We start from the raw sequence: 23489 nt of genomic DNA, 5'->3' as shown, positions 1-23489 counted from the left end.
GAAACAGTGCATGAAACAGTGAGATAAAACGTGATAAAGGGATGGATCGCCCATGCGACTCTGTATCGTTAGCGAAACATGGTCACCAGAAATAAATGGTGTTGCGCATACCTTGAATAGGCTATGTCGTGAACTCACGCAGTTAGGGGTAACAGTGGATGTTATTCGCCCTAAATCCAAGATGGCTGTTAGCACTAACAATCTTACTCAAGAGCTTTCTAAAGGGCCTTTTCAAGAGCCTACTCAAGAACCTTCCCAAGAGCTTCAGGTACGGCGGCTAGCCCTACCCGGTTATAACGATGTGCAGATTGGCCTTGCCAGTCCCTCAAAACTTCGCCATTTCTGGCAGAAGCAGCGTCCCAATTATATTTACCTGGCAACCCAGGGTCCGCTGGGCTGGGCAGCTCGGCATGCAGCACGTCAACTGAACATACCTTTGGTGGCGGGATGGCATACCAACTTTGATCACTACTGCCATGATTATGGAGTCCCCTGGCTAGCGGCTGCCACACGGCGATATTTACGCTACTTCCATAACGGTTGTGACCTTACCCTTGTGCCCACTCACCAGCAGGCTGAAGCACTACGCGCTCAGGATATCCACGCTGTAAAGGTGCTCTCACGAGGCATTGATGGCGATAACTTTTCCCCAACCCACCGCGACGAGACCCTTCGTAAACAGTGGGGGGTTAGCGAACATCAACCGGTAGCGCTGTATGTAGGACGCTTAGCCCCGGAAAAGAACCTGGCATTGCTACAAGAAACGCTGCAGGCCATGAGTGACGTGCGCCCCGATATGGCACACGTCATCGTCGGCGATGGCCCAGGCCGCGCTCAGTTGCAAAAAGCGCTACCAGACGCCCACTTCACCGGCTTTGTGAATAAACACGCGTTAGCACGTCACTATGCCAGTGCCGATATGTTTATTTTCCCTTCTCAATCGGAAACATGGGGAAATGTGGTGACCGAAGCCATGGCCAGCGGGCTGGCAGTCGTGGCTTATCGCCATGCTGCCAGCGCTGAGCTGATCCAAAATGGGCATAACGGCATCACCGTCCCCCCTGGCGATACGCTTGCCTTTCAGCAGGCTGCCGTCGCGTTATGCCAACACCCTGCTGACTACGCCCGACTAGGTAGAGTCGCTCGGCTACGCGCGCTAGAGCAAAGCTGGTCGGGAATCGCAGAGCAGCTTTTACGTTATTTAAAAAACGTTCAGGAGACCCACCATGCGTCCGCGTCCGCTTGTCGTATTCGATCGTCTTGATGTCTTTGAATGGCAGCTTTGCCAGCGGGTAACACACCTAACGCTTTATCGCCCTTGGCGGCTAACGCTGCAAACGGCAAGTAAGCTAGGAGACTGGCCTGCCTGGGTATTATTAATCGCTGCTCAGCCCTGGTTACAACCTAACGGCGCTTGGCGCATCATGCAGTACAGCGCCATCGCACTATTCGCAGTCGCTATTTATAAATTGGTCAAAACGCGGCTGTGTCGCGAACGTCCGTTTATCACCTACCTAGGCGGCGTCCACTGTGGCGAGCCTGCTCGAGACAAATACAGTTTCCCCAGTGGTCACACCATGCATGCGGTTATGTTTAGCGTGTTAGTCGCCGCTCATACCCCCTGGTTGCTACCTATTGTGATTCCTCTTAGCTTACTGATCGCCATTTCACGAGTGGGGCTTGGACTGCACTATGTCAGTGATGTCATTGCTGGCGCGGCGATGGGCTATGGTTTTGCGCTACTGAGCCTTTATTGGATGGGATAATGCTGTTTCAAAGGGAAAGAGACCATCGGCATAATCAGGTTTTCCCAGCGCATACCAAGGGCATGGGCAATCGCTAACGCAACCATCGCCTCGCGTAAACCAGCGTCTCCCAAGGCATCATGTAAGTAGCTTAAGACATTGACTGACAACAGTGGCTTCTCGTCGTTACCTTGGCATGCCACTATCCAGCGCGCTCCCTGGTGAAACGCAATGGTGAGCCCTTCTCCACCCTGTGCACGATGAGCGACTAGGTCAGGGTTATCCGCGGTGATAGAAACCAACACTGATTGACAGCCTGCCGATATCTCTTTACGCAGTGCCCGCACACTCTCTGAGTCGGCATTAATCACCACTGAATGGCCAGCACGGGCCAAACAATCAGACACGTTATTGCTAAGCGATTCATCCGCCTCGTACAGCGCCAGCACCTCATAGCGATCACAGAAGTGGCCGTATGCCTCCAATAGAGTAGGCCATAGCTCGAAGAAAGCAGCATCAACGCTGGCATCACACAACGCCGCAGGTACTGTTCCGGAAGAGACAGAGCTTTGAGTGCTGATTTGCTCACTGTTGATGAAAACACCTTGTGATGTAGTAGTCCCTGGGCTGCCATCGTTAGCAACAAGTAAATGATGCAACATTCGACAAATTCGCGCGGCGGGATTTTCGCAACCATTGCGGGCCAAGCCCAGCACTGCGGCAGTAGGAATTCTCAGCTGATGTTTGCCGAGACTTTGATCAAGAATTTCGCCGTTAAGGTCCCGCGTCGGGTTACCCAGCCAATGCAAACGAAGCCCTGGGCCACCGTTGACTTCAATAATATGCCCGTTCACCTCGCGCCATGAACGCTCAATGTCAGAAATTAGTAGATCCACGCCCGCGATACTTAAGCCAATGGCACGAGCAGCACGAACGGCCAGCAGAGCATTATCAGGGTGCACTCGGTCGGTCACATCTTCTACCGTGCCACCGGTAGAAAAATTAGCTATTTGGCGCAAGAGAACTTTCTCACCGCTTGCAGGAATGGTATCTGCCTCGATACCTTGCTGTGCTAACACCTCAAGAGAGATATCGTCCAACGCCAACTTAATCAGATAGCTGCGAGTTGAATCACCTCGTCGAGGATCCTGGTTGGCGATATCTACCAGTTCTTTAATAGTATGCTTTCCATCCCCGACCACCGCTGCCGGGTCACGACGTGTAACAACCAAGCATTTTCCGTTGACGACGAGCAGACGGTAATCTTCACCCTGCACATGGCGCTGAACAATAATATTCGAACTAAACTCTGCCGCCTTTTTAAAAGCACTAATCAGTTCAGCCTGGCTATGCAGGTTGGAAAAGACGCCCTCGCCACGATCATTATTCAGGGGCTTAACCACAACCGGGTATCCCAAGATTTCAGCGGCTTGTGCGGCAGCCTCTTGCGTAGTGACCACATGGGTTTTCGGCACAGGAATACTGACCTGTTCAAGCCGCCGGGTTGATAAGTGTTTATAATTGGCCATTCGTCCGGCCACCATTGAATCCCGGAAGCAAGAGCTCTCCCAGTGCACCTGAGCACTCCCCCAGCCTAGCTGAAAAGCATCGGGCGACAATCGAGTGACCGGCAGCTCGCGCTGCCGCGCCGCCATGATAAAACCTTGGGTAATGATATTATTGCCACGTTGTTGAGCGTTTTTTAACCACTCGTGGAAGTCCTTGTGCCATGGTTCATCATCCGCAGATCCACCCGTGGCTGACCACGCAATCAAGTGCTGTGCCGCCCAACGCAAAGCCTCTTTCGCCGTTGCCAAACGTGCCCATGGCAAGGCTATCAATACCGTATTTTTCTCAATGGCTAACACCTGCCCCTGATAGGTAGACTGGTAAGCAGTGCGCTGCAGAGCCACCGTTAAGGCAACTAACCACTCGCCCAGCGCCCAAAGGGTCTCGTGCATAACCACGTCATCTGGTGATGCCTGTACCCACCTAGTCTGCTGGCCAGCGACGATGAAATGCTGCGGCCAAACCTCAGGCGGTGCCTCCAAAATTGGCTGGCTAGGCCAAAGTGTCGGTACCATCAAGCGCAACCGCTGATGCAGTAATTCAGCGCGTACCATGTTGCCACTTATTTTGACCCTGCAGGTAAGCGTTGGCTCCACCAACGTCCCCCTTGCTCCCTGCGTGGCGCGCAACTCGCTAAGATCCAAACGCACATGACAGGACGAAGCCTTGGATGCTGAGGAAGGGTCAGCGGGTGGGTTCTGAGACATAAATGCTTACCTAACGATCAACGAGCGGATACAACAGCTTAGCGATGCGGGACACTCTTATAACATAGAGTATTAAGGTATACAGTGAAGAAAAGCCAAGTTTACTTTGTTTAATTTTTGACCTTATGGGTGATGAAAATGGCAAGGAAACGTCGCCATCATCAAACAAAAATGCCCGCAATAGCGGGCATTAGTGGAAAATCTTAATACAAGTAGTCGATGGCTCACATATCGGGAGGCATGTCGTCACGATCCTCTATTGTGGTCATAAATGATGTCTTGAACATCATGTAAAGACCGACTCCCGAAAACCCTAGAAACAGCACAAACATGCATAACATCAATACCATCGCCATAGCGCTTGTCCCTGGAAGTGTGCGGCTGCTACGTTGACGTCTTCTAACCGCTGAATTTTGGTTTACACCAGAGGATAGACCAAAATGTCACGCCCATTGATACAAAAGCTGTCCAGAAAATCAGGCAAAGTTAAATATTCATAAGAATCAAAGTGTTAAAAAGAATTAATTGACGCAAAAAAACCACCCCGCTTTCACGAGATGGTGATTTTGCATCAATGCTATTCCCTGGCGGTGATGATCAGCGTTTCCTTACACTGATAAGGGTGAGCAGGCTAATTGTCCTTTCACATCCTTTTACTGATATGGCTCCATGCCTTCCCTAATTACCTATCAGCCTGCTCACGCTGTTTACTCATTACTACTAAATAATTACTACTCAAATTGCTGCGAAGCGTTTTGGCGATCAATTTCACTTAAAAATTAAAAGTGACAACATTACGTCTATAGTCAGGTTGTTGCAGACAATAGGCCAAGTGCCATCTTTAATTAAAAAAAACTTAAATAACAATGCCTTAAAATATATAAACAGTGCCAAGATCAGAGGTAAACGTCGCTATTTCATGGCTAAAACTGACACATGCGACAAAAACGCACGGCCAGCAAGCGCTCAAACGATGGGAAAACGATGGCACCAACTGCTTGCAACGATTATTTTTAATGACAGCGTACCTAAAACCGCTCTACAAGCACTCAGCTGATGAGGATTCATTCGATGAAGCGTGCAACGGCGATCAGTTTATTGATGATGGTGACACTTCTGGTCATAAGTGGCTGCAATACTATTCGCGGCGCAGGCGAAGATATTGAACGAGGCGGCGAAGCTATTCAGCGCTCTGCAAGTAGTTAATGGCCATGATGACTGTTTACCTGTCACACGGCCTGGAAAGCGGGCCTGGCGCCCTGAAGGTGCAAGCGCTGAAAGGAGTTGCTGAGAAGTTTGAGAACTGCGTCCCCGTCGTCATGGACTACCGTGGTTTAAAGGAGCCGCAGGAGCGTTTAGAGCATTTACTTGCCGTGATTGATGAGCGAAACGACACGCTTGCTAACTGCGTTATGGCGGGCTCCAGCCTCGGCGGATGGTTAAGTGCAGCGGTGAGTGCTCATGAACCCGTGCTAGGCTGCTTTTTATTAGCCCCTGCCCTTGGCCTACCAGATTACCCGCAAACCTCTATCACACTGCAAGCGCAACACACGCATATCATTCATGGATGGCGAGATGATGTCGTGCCACCCGGCCCAGTCATTGAGCATGCCCGCTGTCAGCGACTTTCGCTACGCATGATTGACGATGATCACCGCCTGCAGAACAGTCTCGATACAATACTTTCCGATTTCGAGCGGTTTTTAGAGCTATGTCTTCAATAGCGATGTCATTAAAAACGATGTCATTAAAAACGATGCCTTTGACAATAGCGTTCTTAAAGCCTATTACCAGTCAGCCTTAACTGACTGGCATTACTCTTAAAAACCGCGCTATTCAGCCCAACGTGGACTGTAAACGCACTTCTGCTAACGAAGTGTTACAACAAATAGTCGACATACGCCAAACAAAGCTATACAAATGGTGTACAAGTCACAGGAGAATGCTCATGTTTGATCTATTTAAGCGCGATCCCAAGAAAAAACTCCAGCAAGATTACGAGCGTAAATTACAGGCCGCAATGGAAGCTTCACGCAATGGTGACATGAGAGCTAACGCCACATTAACGGAAGAAGCAGAGGCTATTCTGACTGAGATCAATCGCCTTAAAGCAGAAGAACGCTAGGACATAACGCCCATGCGCCACCACTTCATCGCTGCCGTGGCACTAGGCTGGCTACCTTTAGCAGCCCATGCTGGCTGCCCCCTTCCCGGCCAGTGGTGGCAATCGCAACATGTCGTTGCTAACAGCGCTGTTTTGGCCCAAGCAACACAGCACCAGGTTGTTCTCTTAGGCGAGCAACATGATGACGTTGACCACCACCGCTGGCAGTTGCACACCCTAGCGGGGCTTCACGCGTTGCGTGATGATATGGTCATCGGGCTCGAAATGCTGCCCAGGGCAACGCAACCCGTACTTGATGATTGGGTTGCAGGCTTGTTATCCGAAGAAGAGCTGTTGGAAAAGTCACGCTGGGAGGAAACCTGGGGGTTTGATGCTGACCTTTACTTACCCATTTTCCATTTCGCGCGTGTTCAACAGATTCCGCTGATTGCTCTAAACATTACTCCCGAACTGCGTCAGCGCTTAGCTCGTGACGGCTTTAGCAGCGTGCCTGCCGACCAGCGGCATCATATACCTGCACCGTTACCGCCAAGTGATGGCTATGAAATGCGATTAAAAGAAGTCTTTGAGCAGCATGCAATGGGTGACGACGATCCCGCTATGCTGAACCGCTTTTTACAGGCTCAACTTAGCTGGGACGTCGCTATGGCCGAAGGGCTGGCTAACGCCGCCGCTGAGGGTAAATTGGCCGTTGGCTTAATGGGGTTGGGCCATGTCATTTATCACGATGGTGTGCCACATCAACTTGATGGGCTAGGGGTGGATCACACCTTCAGCTTACTGCCCTGGTCAACAGACGCCTGTGAACCACCCGATCCTGCATTAGCAGATGCGGTTTTTTTACTGCCAGCGGCGGATTAACCGCTAACAGCTTGTTTGCGAATAGATTGGTTGCGAATAGATTGGTCGCTACCAGGTTATTTGCTACCAAGTTGTTTGCTCAAAGTATGACCGGTTAGGCATCATCTGCTAGCGCAGGCAGCAGTGTTTTCAATTTACGGGTAAGTGTATTGCGTCCCCAGCCGAGTAATTCGGCGGCTTCCCCTTTGCGACCACCGGTATGTTTTAGCGCGGTTTCAATCAGAATGCGTTCAAAATCCGGCACGGCTTCTTCCAACAGATGGGTATGGCCTTCTGCCAGGGCGTGATCAGCCCAATCTCTGAACGCGGAACGCCAATCGCCATGAACACTGCTTTCAGACGCATTGACTGAACGCAGTTCAGGAGGTAAGTCCTCAATGAGAATTTCGCGGCCAGAAGCCATTACGGTTAGCCAACGGCAAATATTTTCTAATTGACGAACATTACCCGGCCACGGCAAACGGGTAAGGTGCGCTTCAGCTTCTGGCGTTAACACCTTGATATCTGTGGTCAGCTCTTTGGCAGCTTCCGCTAAGAAATGACGCGTTAAACGTGGAATATCTTCCCGACGTTCGGACAGGCGCGGCAGATGAACGCGAATCACGTTTAAGCGGTGGAACAAGTCCTCTCGAAACCGTCCATCATCAACTAACGATTCCAGATTCTGATGGGTAGCGGCAATAATACGCACATCGACTTTTACAGGCGTATGGCCGCCCACGCGATAGAATTCACCATCCGCTAACACACGAAGCAAGCGCGTTTGCGTTTCAGCGGGCATGTCGCCAATTTCATCAAGAAACAGCGTCCCACCATTAGCCTGCTCAAAGCGGCCTTGGCGCTGTTGCGCTGCCCCTGTAAACGCACCCTTTTCATGGCCGAATAGTTCGGACTCAATCAAGTCGCGGGGAATCGCCGCCATATTCAGCGCAATAAACGGCTTGCCTGCCCGGGGGCTATGCTGATGCAGCGCCTGAGCAACACGCTCTTTACCGGTGCCAGACTCACCGTTAATTAACACCGTGATGTGGGAGTGGGAAAGCCGCCCGATGGCGCGAAACACTTCCTGCATAGCAGGTGCTTCACCAATAATCTCTGCGCTCAATCCTTCCGGCACGCTGACCGGGCGCTGACGCTCTCTTGCATGAGCTACCGCACGTCGCACCAGCGCCAGCGCTTCGTCCACATCAAAAGGTTTAGGCAGGTATTCAAATGCCCCCCCTTGGTAAGAGGCCACGGCGCTGTCGAGGTCCGAATGCGCGGTCATCACAATCACAGGCAAGTCAGGGTGCGCATCACGTACCCGGGACATTAAATCCAGCCCATCAATGCCAGGCATACGAATATCAGTCACCAATACATCCGGTGGATTTTCTAACAATCGCTCCAGCGCGGTATCCGCACGCTCAATACACTCTACCTTCAGGTCTGGCTGCGCTAAGGCCCGCTCTAATACCCAACGGATGGCGCGGTCATCATCGACAATAACCACTCGTGCTACATCGGTTTGTGTCGCCTCAGTCATGACGCTTCTCCGGTGAAATTAACAACCAATGGAATCAGTAAACGAAATTCGGTATGTCCAGGGCGTGAGTCGCATTCGATCAATCCTTGATGTTGGTGCAAAATCGACTGAGCAATCGATAGCCCTAGGCCGCTACCTTCAGCGCGCCCAGAAACCATGGGATAGAAAAGCGTTTCACGTAACGTTTCAGGTATGCCAGGGCCATTATCAATGACCCCCACTTCACTGACTAAACGATGGCGTTCAGCCCCCAGCGTAAATTGGCGGCGTGCTCGGGTGCGCAGCGTAAGCTCCGGCGAAGGTGTTGCTGCATCACTCATGGCCTGTACCGCGTTACGTGCCACATTCAATAACGCTTGGATCATTTGAGATTCATCGCCAGACAGATCCGGCAGACTTGGGTCATAGTCACGACGAATTTCAACATGAGGATGCTCGGCAATCAGCAGTGCTCGCACCCGCTCTAACACCTTATGGATGTTGACCGGCTCATGTTTGACAATGCGATTGGGGCCCAGCATGGAGTCGACCAAATCTCGCAGCCGATCCACCTCTTCAACAATAATGTGGGTAAATTCACGTAGTGCAGGGTCGTCTAGATCGCGCTCCAATAATTGGGCAGCACCGCGTATCCCACCTAAGGGGTTTTTAACTTCATGAGCCAAGCCCCGCGCTAATACTTTGATCGTCTCTTGCCGGGTGGTCAGCGCTTCTTCCCGGGAGATCTGCATTAGCCGATCACGGGGCTCTACTTCAAGTAATAGTTCATCGGCAGAAAGCGGGGTCACCGTGTAGTCCACCGTCAATGACTCGCTGTTCAGCGGCGTAATGCGTGCTTCGCGCTGGGTATAGGGATGAAAGGCATCCCGCGCCTTGGCGAGGACATCATCAATACTCTCATCGCCCCCTAGCAGCGTGTCTAAACTAATGCCCTGCACACGGCTAAAGCTCACCGCTAGCAGCGCTTCCGCTGCCGGGTTCATCCAGCAAACGCGGAGTTCACCGTCTAGCAGTAAGACTGCGGTGGTGAGGTGTTCAAGTAAGCGCTGGTACATGACGTATCCTGAAGCATCGCTGTAAAAATTAGCGTTATCGAGCGTATGAAAGAGAAACTGCAAAAAGCGCGCCAATTCAGCACAAACGACGATTTGCACGGCTAATGAGCAGGGGGCGGGGGTGTAGCGAGCTGTTATAGCGCAGTCCGGGCTGTCAGCTCGCTACCCATTGCACCATTATAGTGCATATGGCTAATCAGCAATAAAAATACTCACCTGAACAGTGCGGTGCTGAACACGCCCTGCACTGTCTAGTAGCTCTGCTTGCAGCTGGTGCTGGCCAGCCGCTAAACCTGCAAGCCAGAAAGCATCACTATGCAGCGCCGACTGACTTATCTCACCGTTCACCCGCAGTTGAATACGATGATCTTCTCGAAGCGGTGGGGCAACATTTACCACCACCGCGGTATGGTCGTTCTGAAGTGACGCCTCTGCCCGGGGAACCTCGATCACAAAACGGTCGTAGGGCATAAACGGCTGCCCAGGATGACCTTGTCGACGTGGTGACGATGTGACGGGGGGCGGTGACGTGGAGACACTGGGCAATGGCGCAAGCGTCATCACTTCGCCGCCACGCTCAGGGTTATCGGTAAACGTCACATTACCCTGCTCATCTACCACGCGGTACACCGTTTGCGACTGCGCAGCGCTTACCCACAGGCATAGCAGTAGCGTAGCCCCTGTGGATAAACACACTTTATATTGCATAACGTAGCCCCCTCATCGTTACTGGCGCACCTTCTTGGCTTACTACCATAAAAAAACCCCGCCTTGGCGGGGTTTTCAGGCTAATCACACCGCAAAGGTGATTTTAGCAGCGGTTCTTTCTTAAAAGCCGTTCATAAAAGCCGTTCTTAAAAGCCATTATTCTTAAAAACTGTTCTTAGAACCTGCTCTTAATAGCCGTTATTAACAGCTGTAGTACATATCGAACTCAATTGGATGAGTAGTCATGCGAATGCGCTCTACTTCTTCCATCTTGAGGTCGATGTATGCATCGATCATTTCATCAGTGAACACGCCACCTTCTGTCAAGAACGCGCGGTCTGCATCGAGTGCTTCCAACGCTTGATCCAGACTGTTGGCAACGGTCGGTACTGACTTACCTTCTTCAGGCGGCAGGTCATACAAGTTCTTATCCATAGCATCGCCAGGATGAATCTTGTTTTTAATACCGTCGATACCCGCCATCAACAAGGCAGAGAATGCTAAGTACGGGTTAGCCGTCGGATCAGGGAAACGTGTTTCTACACGCTTGCCTTTCGGGCTAGCGGTATACGGAATACGGATAGAGGCAGAACGGTTACGAGCACTGTAAGCCAGCATAACCGGCGCTTCGAAGCCTGGCACCAAACGCTTATACGAGTTAGTCGATGCGTTGGTGAAAGCGTTCAGAGCACGGGCGTGCTTGATAACACCACCAATGTAGTAAAGCGCCATTTCAGAAAGACCAGCGTATTCATCACCCGCGAACTGGTTTTGACCATCTTTCCAGAACGACTGGTGTACGTGCATACCAGACCCGTTGTCGCCTACAAGCGGCTTCGGCATGAACGTAGCGGTTTTGCCGTAAGCGTGGGCCACGTTGTGGATCACGTATTTCATTTCCTGAACTTCGTCAGCTTTCTTCACCAGCGTATTGAATTTAACGCCGATTTCGTTCTGACCCGCGTTAGCTACTTCGTGGTGGTGAACTTCAACGGTCTGGCCAATCGCTTCCAGGGTGTTACACATTGCACCACGAATATCGTGGAAGCTATCAACCGGGGGAACGGGGAAGTAGCCGCCTTTAACGCGCGGACGGTGACCCAAGTTGCCGCCCTCCACCTGATTACTGGTCGCCCAAGCGCCTTCGTCAGACGTAATTTTGTACATGGAACCCTGAATGTCAGATTTCCAATGGACTTCGTCGAAAATGAAGAACTCAGGCTCAGGGCCAAAGAAAGCGGTGTCGCCTAAGCCAGTGGACTGCAGGTAAGCTTCTGCGCGCTTGGCAATGGAACGCGGGTCACGGTCATAACCCTGCATAGTAGCAGGCTCAATGATGTCACAACGCAAGATAAGGGTAGCGTCTTCGGTGAAGGGGTCGAGGAAAGCAGTACCATCTTCAGGGCGCAGAATCATGTCGGATTCGTTGATGCCTTTCCAGCCCTCAATAGAGGAACCATCGAACATCTGACCATTTTCGAAAAACTCTTCGTCCACGTCCCGTGCCGGTACGGTGACGTGCTGCTCTTTACCGCGCGTGTCGGTGAAACGCAGGTCTACCCATTTAACATCATGTTCTTCGATTAGCGCGAGAGTCTTGGCTGACATAGTGTCCTCCGGTATGAACGTGGCTTAAGCTTGTGACAGTAAGCTACCGATAAAAAAGTTATTAAACAAACCGGCTATCGTTGTAGCACGCCGAGAGGCATCTGCCTACGACCCGCTAGCCGCTGGCTAATACAAAGCACGGAACATGCCAACTCTGCACCAATATGGCATAAAAAAATAGCAAGCCATTGTTTTATAAAAAATAAAAAAGAAAACATCGTGCTTCTTCATGTAGCAAAATGCTTTGAGAAAGAACGGATCCAGCCCTAAAAAATCACGTTACTGAGAAAATCGCACCAATAAAGATCAATCAGAGACCGATAAGCACCAATATAGTGCATCATAAGCGCCAATTATTTTCCTCATCACCGTAAACTTTAGCTTGATACCAAAAGAAACTCACACCTACAATTGATTACAAATAGATAGGCTTTATAACAAACAGGTTTCATAACACAGGAAGCCACTCACATGGGCACGGTCTGCTTTATTGTTGATGCGTCAGTCACAGGTGCCCTTTTACCACGTCACCTACGCGCTATTCGGCAAACAGGCTTAGCAGACCACATACTTCCCATTATCGTGACCAGCGCCACCGCCGATCTACGCATTCCAGACATTGAGCAACGCTACCGCGTTCACTTTCTGGTTACGCCTTCCCAGCCATTAGGCGCAAGGATCAATCAAGCAGCGTATCTCAGCCAAGCTGATTGGCTGCTGATTGCGATGCAGCAGCGGGCGTTAGCAGCCAAACTGTGGTGTTTACTCTACCCCCAGCTAGACACGTACACGCTGGATGCTTTTTTGATTGGCAGCGAACCTCCCCGCCTATCAGAACGGTTACTTCAGTGCTTCCTAGGCTCTGGTGTTGCTGTTCCTCCCTACATAGCCATCCGGCGCACGTGGTTAGAACGCTTAGGAGGCTTAGACCCAGAGCTAGATGAAACAGCACTTGCTGATTTATTACAGCGTCTTTATGCGTGTCCTACCCGCTTACAAACCTTCAGCCTAGAAGCATCAGGACTTACCCGTGACTCGCCATCAAGGAGTAATAAGCCTTCTCGTCCTCCCCCGAACTCACATACGGATACTTAACGTCTCTTATGGCTTAAGATCTCCTGCTGCTTAGACGTTCAAACGCTTGCCAAATAGCATTGCCCCCACCGTCGTGGTGTTAACCATATTATTCAACACGATAGAGCCAATACCGCCGACAAGAATTAACAGCACAGCATAGGCTATGAGCGGCAATGTAAAAGGTCCAACGACGACATCAGTTAAGGCAAAAAACATAGGATGGGCCAAATAAATACCGAACGAATACGCATTGATATAACGTATCCAGCGTGGCGCTTTACGACCTTTTAAGTAATGCATTAACCAGAGTGTAAACAGTACAAAGAAAGGTATTACCCACACCTCTTTTGAAGAGAAAGTTATCCAACCTGCGAACGTGAGCGCAACAATCAACGCCACAAACCCAAGTAGCCAAAAGGGATGCGACAAGCTTTGCATCCATTTAGGTTGCTCAAACGGATCAGCTTGAGGGGCCAGCGGGTAATAGCGAACTAACACCAGCGCCAGAAAAAACAGATATATCCACCCCAACGGCGCAATCCATAACAGATATCCAGGCGGCTCAACGTCCAACCAATACGCCAACCCCCAGTATGCCATGCTAACTAAGCACCCACCCCAGAGCCACGGCACAGGATTAAAGCGCCACAATCGGAAGTGGGTATAGCACCAATAAGCCGCGTAAAACTGCATGGCAATAATCAAAAAATAGCCATGCCATCCCGCATAAATAAAATACTCTTTAGCATTGTTTATAAAACCAACAGGGTTATCGCTATTCGCTAACCGCACCCACTCTGCCGTCGAGTAAATAAAGCCGTACACCAAATAAGGCAGCATGACGTATTTAACGCGCTGAAGAAGAAAACCAGGAGGTACCTGTTTATCGTATCGAACGGCAAAAACAAACACCGAGATAAACAAAAATATGGGTGTACCCAGCACCAGAGGAAGTCGCATTAGGTCGGTGACTACATTATCAACGCGCTGATTCAAGTGATCCAACCAATGAAACAGGAATACCGCGATACACCCGTAAGCACGCAGCCAATAAATCTCCTCGATTTTTTGCATCCGCTCCCTCTCTGATTCCTTGGCATCAGTCCGTTGGCTGCTACCTTCAGTAAATTGAACAGGGACTCACTCTGCGTTGTCCGACTACACTAACGCCATTAAATTCCGGGAGGCTTCGTGTTTGGAACATCAACAGCAAGACCCGTTACCCTGCTAACACGACATATTACGGGCCTAGTGAGTTGGCTTTTATTAAGCACTCACGCCTTAGCAGGCGATGTTTCTTACCAACAGTTTTTCTCGCCCACCTTAGGCCATGACTACCCTTATACCGTGTATTTACCTGATAACTATGACACGGAAGCGTCTACGCCTTACCCAGTGGTTTATTTACTTCATGGATCGTTTGGAAACGAGAAAGACTGGGTGACACGGGGCAAACTCCCCCAAACAGCTGACCGCTTAATCGCAGCTGGCCACCTGCCCCCGACGGTATTTATCATGCCCGGCAGCCGCAGTTGGTGGGTAGATGGTTACAACGAGGCAGCACGCAGCGCGTTCTTTGACGACTTACTGCCGCATATTGAAAGCACCTACCATGTCGGGAGTGAACGCCACTTGCGAGGCGTTGCGGGATTGTCTGCCGGCGGTTACGGCGCGCTTAATTTTGCCCTAGAGCGCCCCGAGCTGTTCGCAGCCGCTGCCGCCCTAAGCCCGGCCAGTTACGCACCAACGCCGCCTGCTAATTCATCAGCACGCCGACACCCAGCATTTTTAAATGAACAAGGTCAATTTGACCGCGAACGCTGGGAAGCGCTTAATTACACGGCCCACCTAGAAAATTACCGATTACACGTCACGCCGCGAACCACGGGAAAGCGCGACATATCGCCCGTGCCGCTTTATATCAGTGCGGGGCGTAGCGATGTTTACGATGCAGAATTTCACGCCCGCTTGTTACGCCAAACGATGGAACGCATTCAACCGGGCGACGTGCGACTTGATCTTTACCCCGGTGGCCACACCTGGCGCGTATGGCGAGCCAGCCTCCCTGCCGCCTTAAACTTTATGTTTCAGCATATCGATCAACCTGCCGATGACGTGGCTGAATAAAGTACCGCTTGGTTACGACCGTTGGCTTTTGCAACGTACATCGCTTGGTCGGCACAGTGCACCAAGGCTGCTTCTTCACTGGCGTGCAGCGGATAAACGGCAACACCAATACTTGCCGAAATAATGACCTGACAACCATCCAGTAAATACGGCTCTGCTAATGAATCGCACAGTTGGCTAGCGACACCTAACGCTTCGCTAGCCATTATTGGCCCACTCAGCATCGCCACAAATTCATCGCCACCAATTCGCCCAACCAAGTCATCCACACGCAACCGATGTCTCATACGTTGAGCAACCTGCACTAATAGCTGGTCGCCAACCGCATGCCCCATCTGATCATTTACAGGTTTAAAATTATCCAAATCAATAAACAGCAGCGCCAATTGGCGGTTTTCCCGCTCGCACCCCTCAAGCGCGTCAGCTAAGTGCGCAAAAAACTGCGCCCGGTTGGGCAATTGCGTTAAGGAATCCTGCTGAGCCAAACGGCGCACCCGCTCCTCCATTTCGCGGCGCGGAGTAATATCGTGCGAAATACCTAAAAAGCTGGTGACCTGCCCCTGCTCATCCAGCACCGGCGCACCATTCGTAAAATGCCAACGCCATTCACCATTGGCATGCTGCACCCGATACTCAATCATTCCCTGCGGCTCAGCCGTATGAAACACGTTGGCAATATAGTGACGGCAAGCGTCCAGATCTTCAGGATGAAGCACAAAACTCATATTGCGCCCCAGCACTTCTTCCACGCGATGCCCCAGAATACGCGGCCAATTAGGCGATACATAAGTAAGGTCCCCAGCCGCATTCAGGGTGTAGATAATATCGTTAGCCTGTTCTACCAATTGGCGAAAGCGCTGCTCACTGGCTTTTAATGCCGCTTCTAACACTTTACGTTGCGTAATATCGTTTGCGTAGCCTGTCCAAATCACGCTGCCATCTGGCTGGCGGTGCGGCCTATCATTCGCCTCTACCCATATCATGTTGCCATTACGATGAAACATTCTGAATTCGTACTGCCAAGGCCTCTGGGTACGCGCACTCTCCAGCGAACTTTCGATCACTGCATCTCTATCACTAGGGTGGATATTGGCTAGCAACGTTTGTGCATCAGCAAGCGCATCCGCCACGCTCACCCCAAACAGCTCCTCTACGCGTTCACCCACATAGCTATAGCACCATGTGTCATCTGACGAATAACGAAGCTGATAAACAAACCCAGGTAGTTGCTTAAGAAGCTCATCCAGCGATTCACCGAACGGCAGTGACGCCTGAAACAACGCCCCCTGTACCGCACGGTAATCACCCTCGACCACTGGAGAGAGCTGCAACTGCCATCCCCGCGATGATTTACCCCAACTGACATTTAGCCACTGCGGCTCTTGCTGTTCATCACAAGCGTCAATGGCAGCCATCACCGTCGCATGGTCAAGAGGAAAACAACGGCCCAGCGCCGTCTCACTCTCTTCCGACAACCAACCAACGACACGCCGAAAAGCCTTATTGCCATGCACATTAGACGAACGAGGCATTGAACGCTCAACGACAAAAAATGGCGTCACCGACTGTTCAAATAGCGCATGATGATTGGTCATCAAAGCTCCTCCACTATCTCTTGAACAGCCACGTTAAGCCCCCACCAAACCAGTGTCTATGTGCATTGGCTCTATTACATCAACGCACACTACACTTAAACCTCACGCTACGTGATACCGCTCAGCAAAAGGACACTGACAATGCATCAGCATATCGAATGGGATGAACCAGGCAGCGCAAGCGTCGCAGAGTTTTTTAAAAATGACCCGGATCATAAACCACCCTACCCAGGCGCCATGCTCTCCGCCCGTTACCAAGGCCGCATTGTGCGCGTAAAAGTAGAAGCCTACCGCGAAGAAGATGCCGTCAGCATCGGCAGCGTCGCCGCCATACTTGACCGCCAAGGGCACCACCACGACACCCACCATAAACTCAAGATTGGCGATATTGTCCGACTTCCCGACGACAAACGCGCCATGGAACGCTGGGAAGACGACGAGGACGACAAAGAGTAACGGGCTTGGTCTCATGCCGCCCCAGAGGTTCATCTTCTTACCGCTTGGGCGGCAACGCTTTTATTCTCTATCAAAGCACGTGCTACGCTTCGCGTTACTTTTTCTTATTCGGGTGATTCGCTATGCCGATTTTTCGTGTGTTGGCGGCTTCCGCGCTGGTGCTACTCACGCTGTCTACGCAAGCTCAGGCGCAATCGTCTACTGACTGGACGACTTACGATGACGTGTTTGAGCGTGGGGCGAACCACGCAGCGTGGTGGGAGGCAGGCTGGACGGGCATTTATGCGGCAAGTTTTGCGCTGAATGCTTACCAATCGAGCGAAGCAAGTAGCCGTGATGACCGTTTTGATGCGCGGGTGGGGGTGGTAAAGTCGGCGTTGGCGCTGGGGGGTATGCTGACCGATCGGCAGCCGCACCAGGCGGCATTGGTTGAGTTTGAACGGTTGAAGGCACGTGGTGAGTTAAGTGGCGTACAGGCACTTGGCTTGGCGCTTGCCCAGGCGGAGCGTGAGCGCCGTGGGTTTGATGCACGCATTAGTTCACTGGTGGTCAATAGCCTTGCTGGGGCCGTGATTGCCGCCGATGGCCGTGAACGGGATGGTGCCGTGAACTTTGCCACCGGCATGCTGATCAATGAGCTGCAGATTTGGACGCAGCCCAACCAGGCTTCTAGCGCAATTAACCGTTTTCAACCTGCTCGCCTCTCAGTTGGGCCTGTCACGTTGAACGGTGAATACGCCCTGCTTGTCTCACCCCAGCAAATTGGCGCTGCTTGGCGCTATTAGCCGCGTAGTGGTCGCCGCATACCATGCCAATATAAGAGGCACATTTATTCGCGCACTGGGTGCTGTCAGCACGATTTAACATTGTCAGTACGACAGGATTGTCAGCACACCAGGAGCGCGTAAAATATTGGCCTCTTTTTTGGTTTCATTAATTGTTATGTTATAACTTATTTATTGGTTAGCGAGGACACTCAATGAGTGAGCATATGCATCGCCATAACAAGGAAGGTCCTTGTCATTTTTCGCTGATGTCGTTATCTGCCGCGAAACGGTTGGGTTTAGTGTCACTGCCATTGCTGGGTTTATGGGGGTTAGTTTTGTGGGCAAGTGGGTGGCCGCTATGAGTGAGCGTTCACTTTCACGCCTGCAGTTGCATGACCTGCACCTTGCCCAAGGCGGACGCACGGTACTTGAGCATGTCGATGGTGACATAAAACCCAGTGCTATTACGGCGCTTATCGGCGCTAACGGGGCGGGCAAAAGCACGTTGATCCAGGCAATTATGGGCGAACTTCGGCCTATTAGTGGCAACGTGATTTGCACCGTTGATAAAGCACGCCGCGCCTGGTTACCGCAACAATTGGCCCTGGACCTTACGTTTCCGATGAGCGTGGAAGAGCTGGTGATGACCGGAAGTTGGCCAAGCCACGGGGCGTTGAAAGGCTACTGTGCCGCGCATTATCGCAAGGGGCGCGACATCATGGCGCGCTTGGGCATTTCTCATTTGGCCCACCGCCCTTTGGGTGAGCTTTCCGGTGGCCAGCGCCAGCGGGCACTGATTGGCCGTACGTTGATGCAGGAAGCGGAGCTTTTGTTACTGGATGAGCCGTTTGCCAACGTGGATAGCGATACGGTGGATATCTTGATTCGTATTTTGCGCCAAATGGCTGATGAAGGCGTGACAATCATTATTGTGCTGCACGACATGGATCATCTAAGCCGCCTAGCCGATGAAGTTTTGATGCTAAATGGTGGCCATGGTCGCTGGGTGGCGCCTAGTGCGCTTAGCCACCAACATGCATCGGCCAAGGTAGTGCCGTTTGCTTTGGGAGGTCGTCATGCTGGCACTGCTTGATGCATGGTTTGTTGCGCCTTTTGATTATGGTTTTATGCGACGTGCGGTCGTGGGTGGCTTGGCACTTTCGCTGGCTGCCCCGCCGCTGGGCGTGTTTTTGGTGCTACGAGGCATGAGCCTGATTGGCGATGCGATGGCGCACGCTATTTTGCCTGGGGTGGCGCTGGGTTTTTTACTCGCAGGGTTCTCTCTGCCGGTGATGAGCGCCGGGGGCGTTTTGTTCGGCGTAATGGTGGCCTTACTTGCTGGGGCTGTGTCGAAAATGGGCGGCCAGCGGGAAGATGCGGCTATGGCGAGTTTTTTTATTATCTCGCTGGCGGCCGGGGTGTTACTTATTTCCATGGGTGGCAGCAGTGTGGATTTAACCCATGTGCTGTTCGGCTCAATTTTGGCGATTAACTCCACAGCGCTACTGCTTATTGCCTCTATCAGCACGCTGATTGTGGTGATTCTGGCGATTATTTTCCGCGCGTTGGTCGTAGAGTGTTTGGACCCGCTGTTTTTGCGTGGGCAAAGCCGCCGTAGCAGCTGGGTACATAGCGTTTTTTTAGGGCTATTGGTGCTGAATTTAACCGCGGGGTTCCAAACCTTGGGCACGTTAATGGCGGTGGGCTTAATGATGCTGCCTGCCACTGCGGCGCGGTTTTGGAGTAAGCGGCTGGAAGGCTTGATAGGTATTGCCGTGGTATTGGCCATGATCGCCAGTACCGGCGGGCTATTGATTTCGTTTCATCTTGATACCCCGTCAGGGCCGAGCATTATTTTGCTGGCTGGGGTGGGTTATCTACTGTCGGCACTGTTCGGCCGCTATCACAGCTTAGCCGCTAAGCTGCGGCGTAAGACAACGCCGCTGGCGCTTGAACAGTCGTCATAACTCTTTGTTATTTTTTTGAAGGAGCGTTGCATGTCGCTTTTCTCTTCATCGCGCTGGTGGGTGGGTGTTTCAGCCATGCTGGCATTGCCTGCGGCAATGGCTAACGAACGCGTCCAGGTGGTTACTAGCTTTTCTATCTTGGCCGACATGGTCGAAAACGTGGGCGGAGAGCATGTTGAAGTGACGTCGCTTGTCGGCCCTGACGGCGATGCGCATGTTTATTCGCCAAGCCCAGGCGATGCCCGTGCGCTGGCCAGCGCAGATATGGTGGTCTTTAACGGACTGCTGTTTGAGGGTTGGATGGAGCGCTTGATTGAGTCGAGCGACTATACGGGTGCCCTGGTCACCGCAACCAACGGCATTCAACCCCGCGCCTTTGCCGAGCATGGCCATGAAGAAGAGGGGCACGATGACCACGGCCACGGGCATGACGACCATGACCACGGGCACGACGACCATGACCACGGGCACGACGACCATGACCACGGTGATGATGACCCACATGCATGGCAGGACCTACGGCAAGCAGAGGTCTACGTTGCCAATATTCGCGATGGCTTAATCAAAGCAGACAGCGCCAATGCTGAAAGTTATCAAGCGAATGCTGAGCGCTATTTAGCAGAAATAGACGAGGCTGATCGTGAAATTCGTGATTTGTTGAGCGATATTCCCGCTTCTGCCAGCGTGATTACCGGCCATGATTCGTTTGGCTATTTCTCAAACGCTTATGGGGTGAACTTTCTTTCCCCTGTCGGCCTTTCTACCGAGGCTGACCCCAGCGGCGCCAGCATGGCCGCGCTTGTGGATGTCATCGAACAGGAAAACGTGCAGGCCCTGTTCCATGAGAACATGACCAACCAAGCAATCATTAATCAGCTTGCCGAAGAAACCGGCCTACCGATTGCTGGCACGCTGTATGCCGATGCACTGGCCAGTGAAGGCGATGCCAGCACTTACCTAGGCATGATGCGTCATAATGCGAACGTGCTGCACTCAGCATTGGCTCAGCCGGGTCATGACGATCATGCTCATGAACACGATCATCATGGTCATGAGCATTAAGCCAAAAAGTTAACTATTGAATACCGCCGCAGGGCGGTATTTTTTTGCGTTGCATTTTGTCCCAGGGATGGGGAGACTTGCACTACTGCTGTAAATTTTCACCTCTGTAAATTCCCCCCTGTAAAGAGCCAACACCATGCGCCTGAATGCCGATTTTAGCCACTTTGCCAGTGTCACGCCGGATCAGTACCATTGGGTGGACTCCCCCAGCGCGGGTGTAGAGCGCATGATGCTAGACCGCATTGGCGACGAAGTCGCCAGAGCCACCAGCTTGGTACGCTACGCGCCCAACAGCCAGTTCAACCGCCATACTCATGGTGGCGGTGAAGAAATTTTAGTACTAGAAGGTGTCTTTGCCGATGAGCATGGCCGCTACCCGGCAGGCAGCTACTTACGCAACCCGATTGGCACTGGCCATACTCCGCAAATAGGGGAAGAAGGTGCGCTTATTCTGGTTAAGCTACACCAGTTTGATGAAAACGATATTTTGCAACTGGCCGTGCCGGCCCATAGGCTTCCCTGGCAGCCTGACCGGCGGCCAGGTATTACTTACAAAATGCTGCATACCTATAGTTCAAAACAGTATGGTCCAGAGCGGGTCAGCCTAGAACGTTGGGAAGCCGATACACTGGTATCTTATCCACCACTTGCCGGTGGTTTAGAGCTGTTTGTACTGGAAGGCTCTCTGCTCAGTGATGGGCAGGAATATGCTACCGGCAGTTGGTGCCGCTACCCAGTAGGTGCGGCACCTCAGTTACGTGCGGGTAATGAAGGCGTGCAGCTTTATCTAAAGCGCGGACATTTAGCTGCTGTCAATCTACCCAACTAATCTGAAAAACTAATTTGAAAAGCCAATCTACAAAACCGTTTTACACATTTAGTTTACCAAGCCAATAAACGGCAGCAGCGTTAATAGGGCGATCAGCACCACGGCGACCATTACCAGTACAACTTGCACGGGGTGGGCGAGGAAGCGCCGCCATAATGTTGGCGCATTGCCACTGGCAACCGCTTCTTCGTGCTCTCGCCGGGCTTTGGCTTGACGCTTTTCCTGATATGCCGCCAATGCCGCTTCAGCGTCCTCGCGCTGAGCGGTATTACGCAGCCAAATTGCATCGACACCCAGGCGAAAAAATCCTGCCTGGGTTTCATAGACATCAAAGCCCTGCTCATCTAGCAATTGGCGTACTTCTAACGCCTCTTCATCGGTCACATGGCGCAGCCGAAACAGCAAGTGGGCCATGTTAGTCGCCCTTGGCCGCCATGCGATCTGCCTGAATCACCTCGATCCAGTAGCCATCTGCATCTTTGACAAAGATAACGTCTTTCATCTTGCCCTGGTCCGCGCGCTTGACGAATGTCACCTCATGTTCATCAAACCATGCTTGAGCAGCGTCTAGGTCAGGCACACTAAAGCAGATATGACCGAACCCTTGGGGTTCAGCGTTACCATCGTGATAGGCAAAATCCTGCTGATCTTCTGTGCCCCAATTATGCGTCAACTCCAGCAAGCCTTTCTGACTGAAGGTCCAGGCAGTGCGTGCTTGAGTATCTTCCGGCACGTTATCGCTGATTTCGAGATTGGCTAGAAAATAGAGCGAAAATTGCATCTCTTCAAAATCCAGCCGGCGTAGTACCTGCATTCCAAATACCTTGGAGTAGAACGCTAGCGCACGTTCGGGATCTTTCACCCGCAACATCGTGTGATTTAAGCGAAACCCTTGGGTTTGCGGCGCAACGGACACGACTCCGGGATGTTGTTCGCCTTGAAACGACATAAGCTTCTCCTTTCACAAGTACGTATTTCTACAGGGATGTATTTCCACAAGTACGTATTCACATAGACGCGTATTCAAACAAAGACGTTGACGAATCTCAAAACCTGTACAAAACTTTAACAACCTGTAATGGTCAGTCAGTTTTATAGTATGCGGCTTATCAATTCCTGATTCGAATACCTTACATCAACATGCTGTATTAGTACCGTAATGGTGGGCTCCGTTTAGATGTTTCTGGCCCGCTCTCTGTGCGTCTATGAAAGAGGAGCCAACATGTCTCGTGACCGCAACGTGCTGGGTGAACCATTAACCCCTTGCTGCCATGACCCTAAAGCCGGTTTTTACCGCGATGGTTTTTGCCGCACCGGGCCTGACGATGCTGGCACACATTCCGTATGCGCGATGGTAACCGAAGAATTTTTAACGTTTTCAAGAGCCCAAGGCAATGATCTAGTGACTCCACGCCCAGAATATGGGTTTCCGGGCCTAAAACCGGGTGACCGCTGGTGCATCTGTGCCAGCCGTTGGCAAGAGGCTGCCCAGGTCGGGCTAGCCCCACCGGTTGTCCTTTCTGGTACCCATGAAAAAACACTCGAAATTGTTCCACTCATCACGCTGCGGCAGCATGCACTAGACGCTGTTTATTAGGCCGCACAGGGTATGAACTTCTGGAATTTTTATGCAAATCTTCTACACTAAAAAATCTTAACCTTTATGACATTGGATGATTGTTAATTCCGATATCTGTTACGTTTCT

The 23489-nt window shown here is 51.6% G+C and carries 24 protein-coding genes; 15 read left to right on the top strand and 9 right to left on the bottom strand.

Annotated elements, in window-relative coordinates:
- Positions 1 to 52 precede the first annotated feature (52 nt).
- The gene (locus B6A39_RS01200; RefSeq protein WP_083000523.1) at positions 53 to 1264 is read left to right on the top strand and encodes a glycosyltransferase family 4 protein; all 1212 of its coding nucleotides are present in this window, start codon (positions 53 to 55) and stop codon (positions 1262 to 1264) included.
- Entirely contained in the window at positions 1227 to 1766 is a 540-nt protein-coding gene (locus B6A39_RS01195; protein ID WP_083000521.1) for a phosphatase PAP2 family protein, read from the top strand. The genes B6A39_RS01200 and B6A39_RS01195 overlap by 38 nt, the downstream gene beginning before the upstream one ends.
- On the opposite strand, the gene B6A39_RS01190 is transcribed toward B6A39_RS01195, so the two are convergent.
- Complete coding sequence (locus B6A39_RS01190; RefSeq protein ID WP_083000518.1) at positions 1751 to 4021, bottom strand: acetate--CoA ligase family protein; 2271 nt, start codon at positions 4019 to 4021, stop codon at positions 1751 to 1753. The two genes, B6A39_RS01195 and B6A39_RS01190, sit on opposite strands and share 16 nt — an antisense overlap.
- A 1071-nt stretch (positions 4022 to 5092) precedes the next feature.
- On the opposite strand from B6A39_RS01190, the gene B6A39_RS01185 reads away from it, so the two are divergent.
- The 4 genes from B6A39_RS01185 to B6A39_RS01175 all read left to right on the top strand — a co-directional run bounded on the left by B6A39_RS01185 (position 5093) and on the right by B6A39_RS01175 (position 7007).
- Entirely contained in the window at positions 5093 to 5227 is a 135-nt protein-coding gene (locus B6A39_RS01185; protein WP_083000516.1) for an entericidin A/B family lipoprotein, read from the top strand.
- Positions 5228 to 5232: 5 nt separating this feature from the next.
- Entirely contained in the window at positions 5233 to 5745 is a 513-nt protein-coding gene (locus tag B6A39_RS01180; protein WP_083007824.1) for a YqiA/YcfP family alpha/beta fold hydrolase, read from the top strand.
- Between the two features lie 224 nt (positions 5746 to 5969).
- A complete protein-coding gene (locus B6A39_RS18855; protein ID WP_156886185.1) occupies positions 5970 to 6146 on the top strand; it encodes a DUF6435 family protein in 177 nt (58 codons plus the stop codon).
- Positions 6147 to 6158: 12 nt separating this feature from the next.
- A complete protein-coding gene (locus B6A39_RS01175) occupies positions 6159 to 7007 on the top strand; it encodes a ChaN family lipoprotein (protein ID WP_083000515.1) in 849 nt (282 codons plus the stop codon).
- A 94-nt stretch (positions 7008 to 7101) separates the two neighbouring features.
- Here B6A39_RS01175 and glnG read toward each other — a convergent pair whose 3' ends face one another.
- The 4 genes from glnG to glnA form a co-directional block, all read right to left on the bottom strand.
- On the bottom strand, positions 7102 to 8532 hold the full coding sequence (gene glnG / locus B6A39_RS01170) for a nitrogen regulation protein NR(I) (protein WP_083000512.1): 1431 nt from the start codon (positions 8530 to 8532) through the stop codon (positions 7102 to 7104).
- Positions 8529 to 9587, bottom strand: coding sequence for a nitrogen regulation protein NR(II) (gene glnL / locus B6A39_RS01165; protein ID WP_083000509.1), 1059 nt, complete (start codon positions 9585 to 9587; stop codon positions 8529 to 8531). Before glnL ends, glnG begins: the two co-directional genes overlap by 4 nt.
- Before the next feature lie 192 nt (positions 9588 to 9779).
- The gene (locus B6A39_RS01160) at positions 9780 to 10295 is read right to left on the bottom strand and encodes a DUF4124 domain-containing protein (RefSeq protein ID WP_083000506.1); all 516 of its coding nucleotides are present in this window, start codon (positions 10293 to 10295) and stop codon (positions 9780 to 9782) included.
- Between the two features lie 201 nt (positions 10296 to 10496).
- Positions 10497 to 11903: a glutamate--ammonia ligase gene (gene glnA, locus B6A39_RS01155; RefSeq protein ID WP_083000504.1), complete on the bottom strand. Its 1407-nt coding sequence runs from the start codon at positions 11901 to 11903 to the stop codon at positions 10497 to 10499.
- 471 nt (positions 11904 to 12374) lie between these two features.
- Here glnA and B6A39_RS01150 point away from each other — a divergent pair, with 471 nt between their 5' ends.
- Positions 12375 to 12998, top strand: coding sequence for a hypothetical protein (locus tag B6A39_RS01150; protein ID WP_083000502.1), 624 nt, complete (start codon positions 12375 to 12377; stop codon positions 12996 to 12998).
- Between the two features lie 30 nt (positions 12999 to 13028).
- Here the strand turns inward: B6A39_RS01150 and B6A39_RS01145 are convergent, their stop codons facing one another.
- On the bottom strand, positions 13029 to 14054 hold the full coding sequence (locus B6A39_RS01145; protein WP_083000499.1) for an acyltransferase family protein: 1026 nt from the start codon (positions 14052 to 14054) through the stop codon (positions 13029 to 13031).
- Between the two features lie 117 nt (positions 14055 to 14171).
- Here B6A39_RS01145 and B6A39_RS01140 point away from each other — a divergent pair, with 117 nt between their 5' ends.
- Positions 14172 to 15107 carry an alpha/beta hydrolase gene (locus tag B6A39_RS01140; RefSeq protein ID WP_083000496.1) on the top strand — a complete coding sequence of 312 codons (936 nt, stop codon included), beginning with the start codon at positions 14172 to 14174 and terminating at the stop codon, positions 15105 to 15107.
- Here B6A39_RS01140 and B6A39_RS01135 read toward each other — a convergent pair.
- Positions 15080 to 16702, bottom strand: a complete 1623-nt coding sequence (locus tag B6A39_RS01135) for a sensor domain-containing diguanylate cyclase (RefSeq protein WP_083000493.1) — start codon at positions 16700 to 16702, stop codon at positions 15080 to 15082. The genes B6A39_RS01140 and B6A39_RS01135 overlap by 28 nt on opposite strands.
- A 141-nt stretch (positions 16703 to 16843) precedes the next feature.
- Between B6A39_RS01135 and B6A39_RS01130 the strand changes: the two genes are divergently transcribed.
- The 6 genes from B6A39_RS01130 (at position 16844) to B6A39_RS01105 (ending at position 21783) form a co-directional block, all read left to right on the top strand.
- The gene (locus B6A39_RS01130) at positions 16844 to 17158 is read left to right on the top strand and encodes a hypothetical protein (protein ID WP_083000491.1); all 315 of its coding nucleotides are present in this window, start codon (positions 16844 to 16846) and stop codon (positions 17156 to 17158) included.
- A gap of 122 nt (positions 17159 to 17280) precedes the next feature.
- Positions 17281 to 17943: a hypothetical protein gene (locus B6A39_RS01125; protein ID WP_083000488.1), complete on the top strand. Its 663-nt coding sequence runs from the start codon at positions 17281 to 17283 to the stop codon at positions 17941 to 17943.
- Positions 17944 to 18283: 340 nt separating this feature from the next.
- A complete protein-coding gene (locus B6A39_RS01120; RefSeq protein WP_083000485.1) occupies positions 18284 to 19018 on the top strand; it encodes a metal ABC transporter ATP-binding protein in 735 nt (244 codons plus the stop codon).
- Positions 19002 to 19892: a metal ABC transporter permease gene (locus tag B6A39_RS01115; protein WP_083000483.1), complete on the top strand. Its 891-nt coding sequence runs from the start codon at positions 19002 to 19004 to the stop codon at positions 19890 to 19892. Before B6A39_RS01120 ends, B6A39_RS01115 begins: the two co-directional genes overlap by 17 nt.
- Before the next feature lie 30 nt (positions 19893 to 19922).
- Entirely contained in the window at positions 19923 to 20954 is a 1032-nt protein-coding gene (locus tag B6A39_RS01110) for a metal ABC transporter solute-binding protein, Zn/Mn family (RefSeq protein ID WP_083000480.1), read from the top strand.
- Positions 20955 to 21090: 136 nt separating this feature from the next.
- Positions 21091 to 21783 carry a cupin domain-containing protein gene (locus B6A39_RS01105; RefSeq protein WP_083000478.1) on the top strand — a complete coding sequence of 231 codons (693 nt, stop codon included), beginning with the start codon at positions 21091 to 21093 and terminating at the stop codon, positions 21781 to 21783.
- A 48-nt stretch (positions 21784 to 21831) separates the two neighbouring features.
- Here B6A39_RS01105 and B6A39_RS01100 read toward each other — a convergent pair whose 3' ends face one another.
- The gene (locus B6A39_RS01100; protein ID WP_083000476.1) at positions 21832 to 22197 is read right to left on the bottom strand and encodes a DUF6164 family protein; all 366 of its coding nucleotides are present in this window, start codon (positions 22195 to 22197) and stop codon (positions 21832 to 21834) included.
- Position 22198: 1 nt separating this feature from the next.
- Positions 22199 to 22732 (bottom strand): lactoylglutathione lyase, encoded by a 534-nt coding sequence (gene gloA, locus B6A39_RS01095; protein ID WP_083000474.1) that lies wholly within the window; start codon positions 22730 to 22732, stop codon positions 22199 to 22201.
- A 273-nt stretch (positions 22733 to 23005) separates the two neighbouring features.
- Between gloA and B6A39_RS01090 the strand changes: the two genes are divergently transcribed.
- A complete protein-coding gene (locus B6A39_RS01090) occupies positions 23006 to 23380 on the top strand; it encodes a DUF2237 family protein (protein WP_083000472.1) in 375 nt (124 codons plus the stop codon).
- Positions 23381 to 23489: the final 109 nt, after the last annotated feature.

It is taken from the genome of Halomonas sp. GT (genome assembly GCF_002082565.1).
GTDB lineage: Bacteria > Pseudomonadota > Gammaproteobacteria > Pseudomonadales > Halomonadaceae > Vreelandella.
This window is presented reverse-complemented; position numbering and strand designations above follow the sequence as displayed.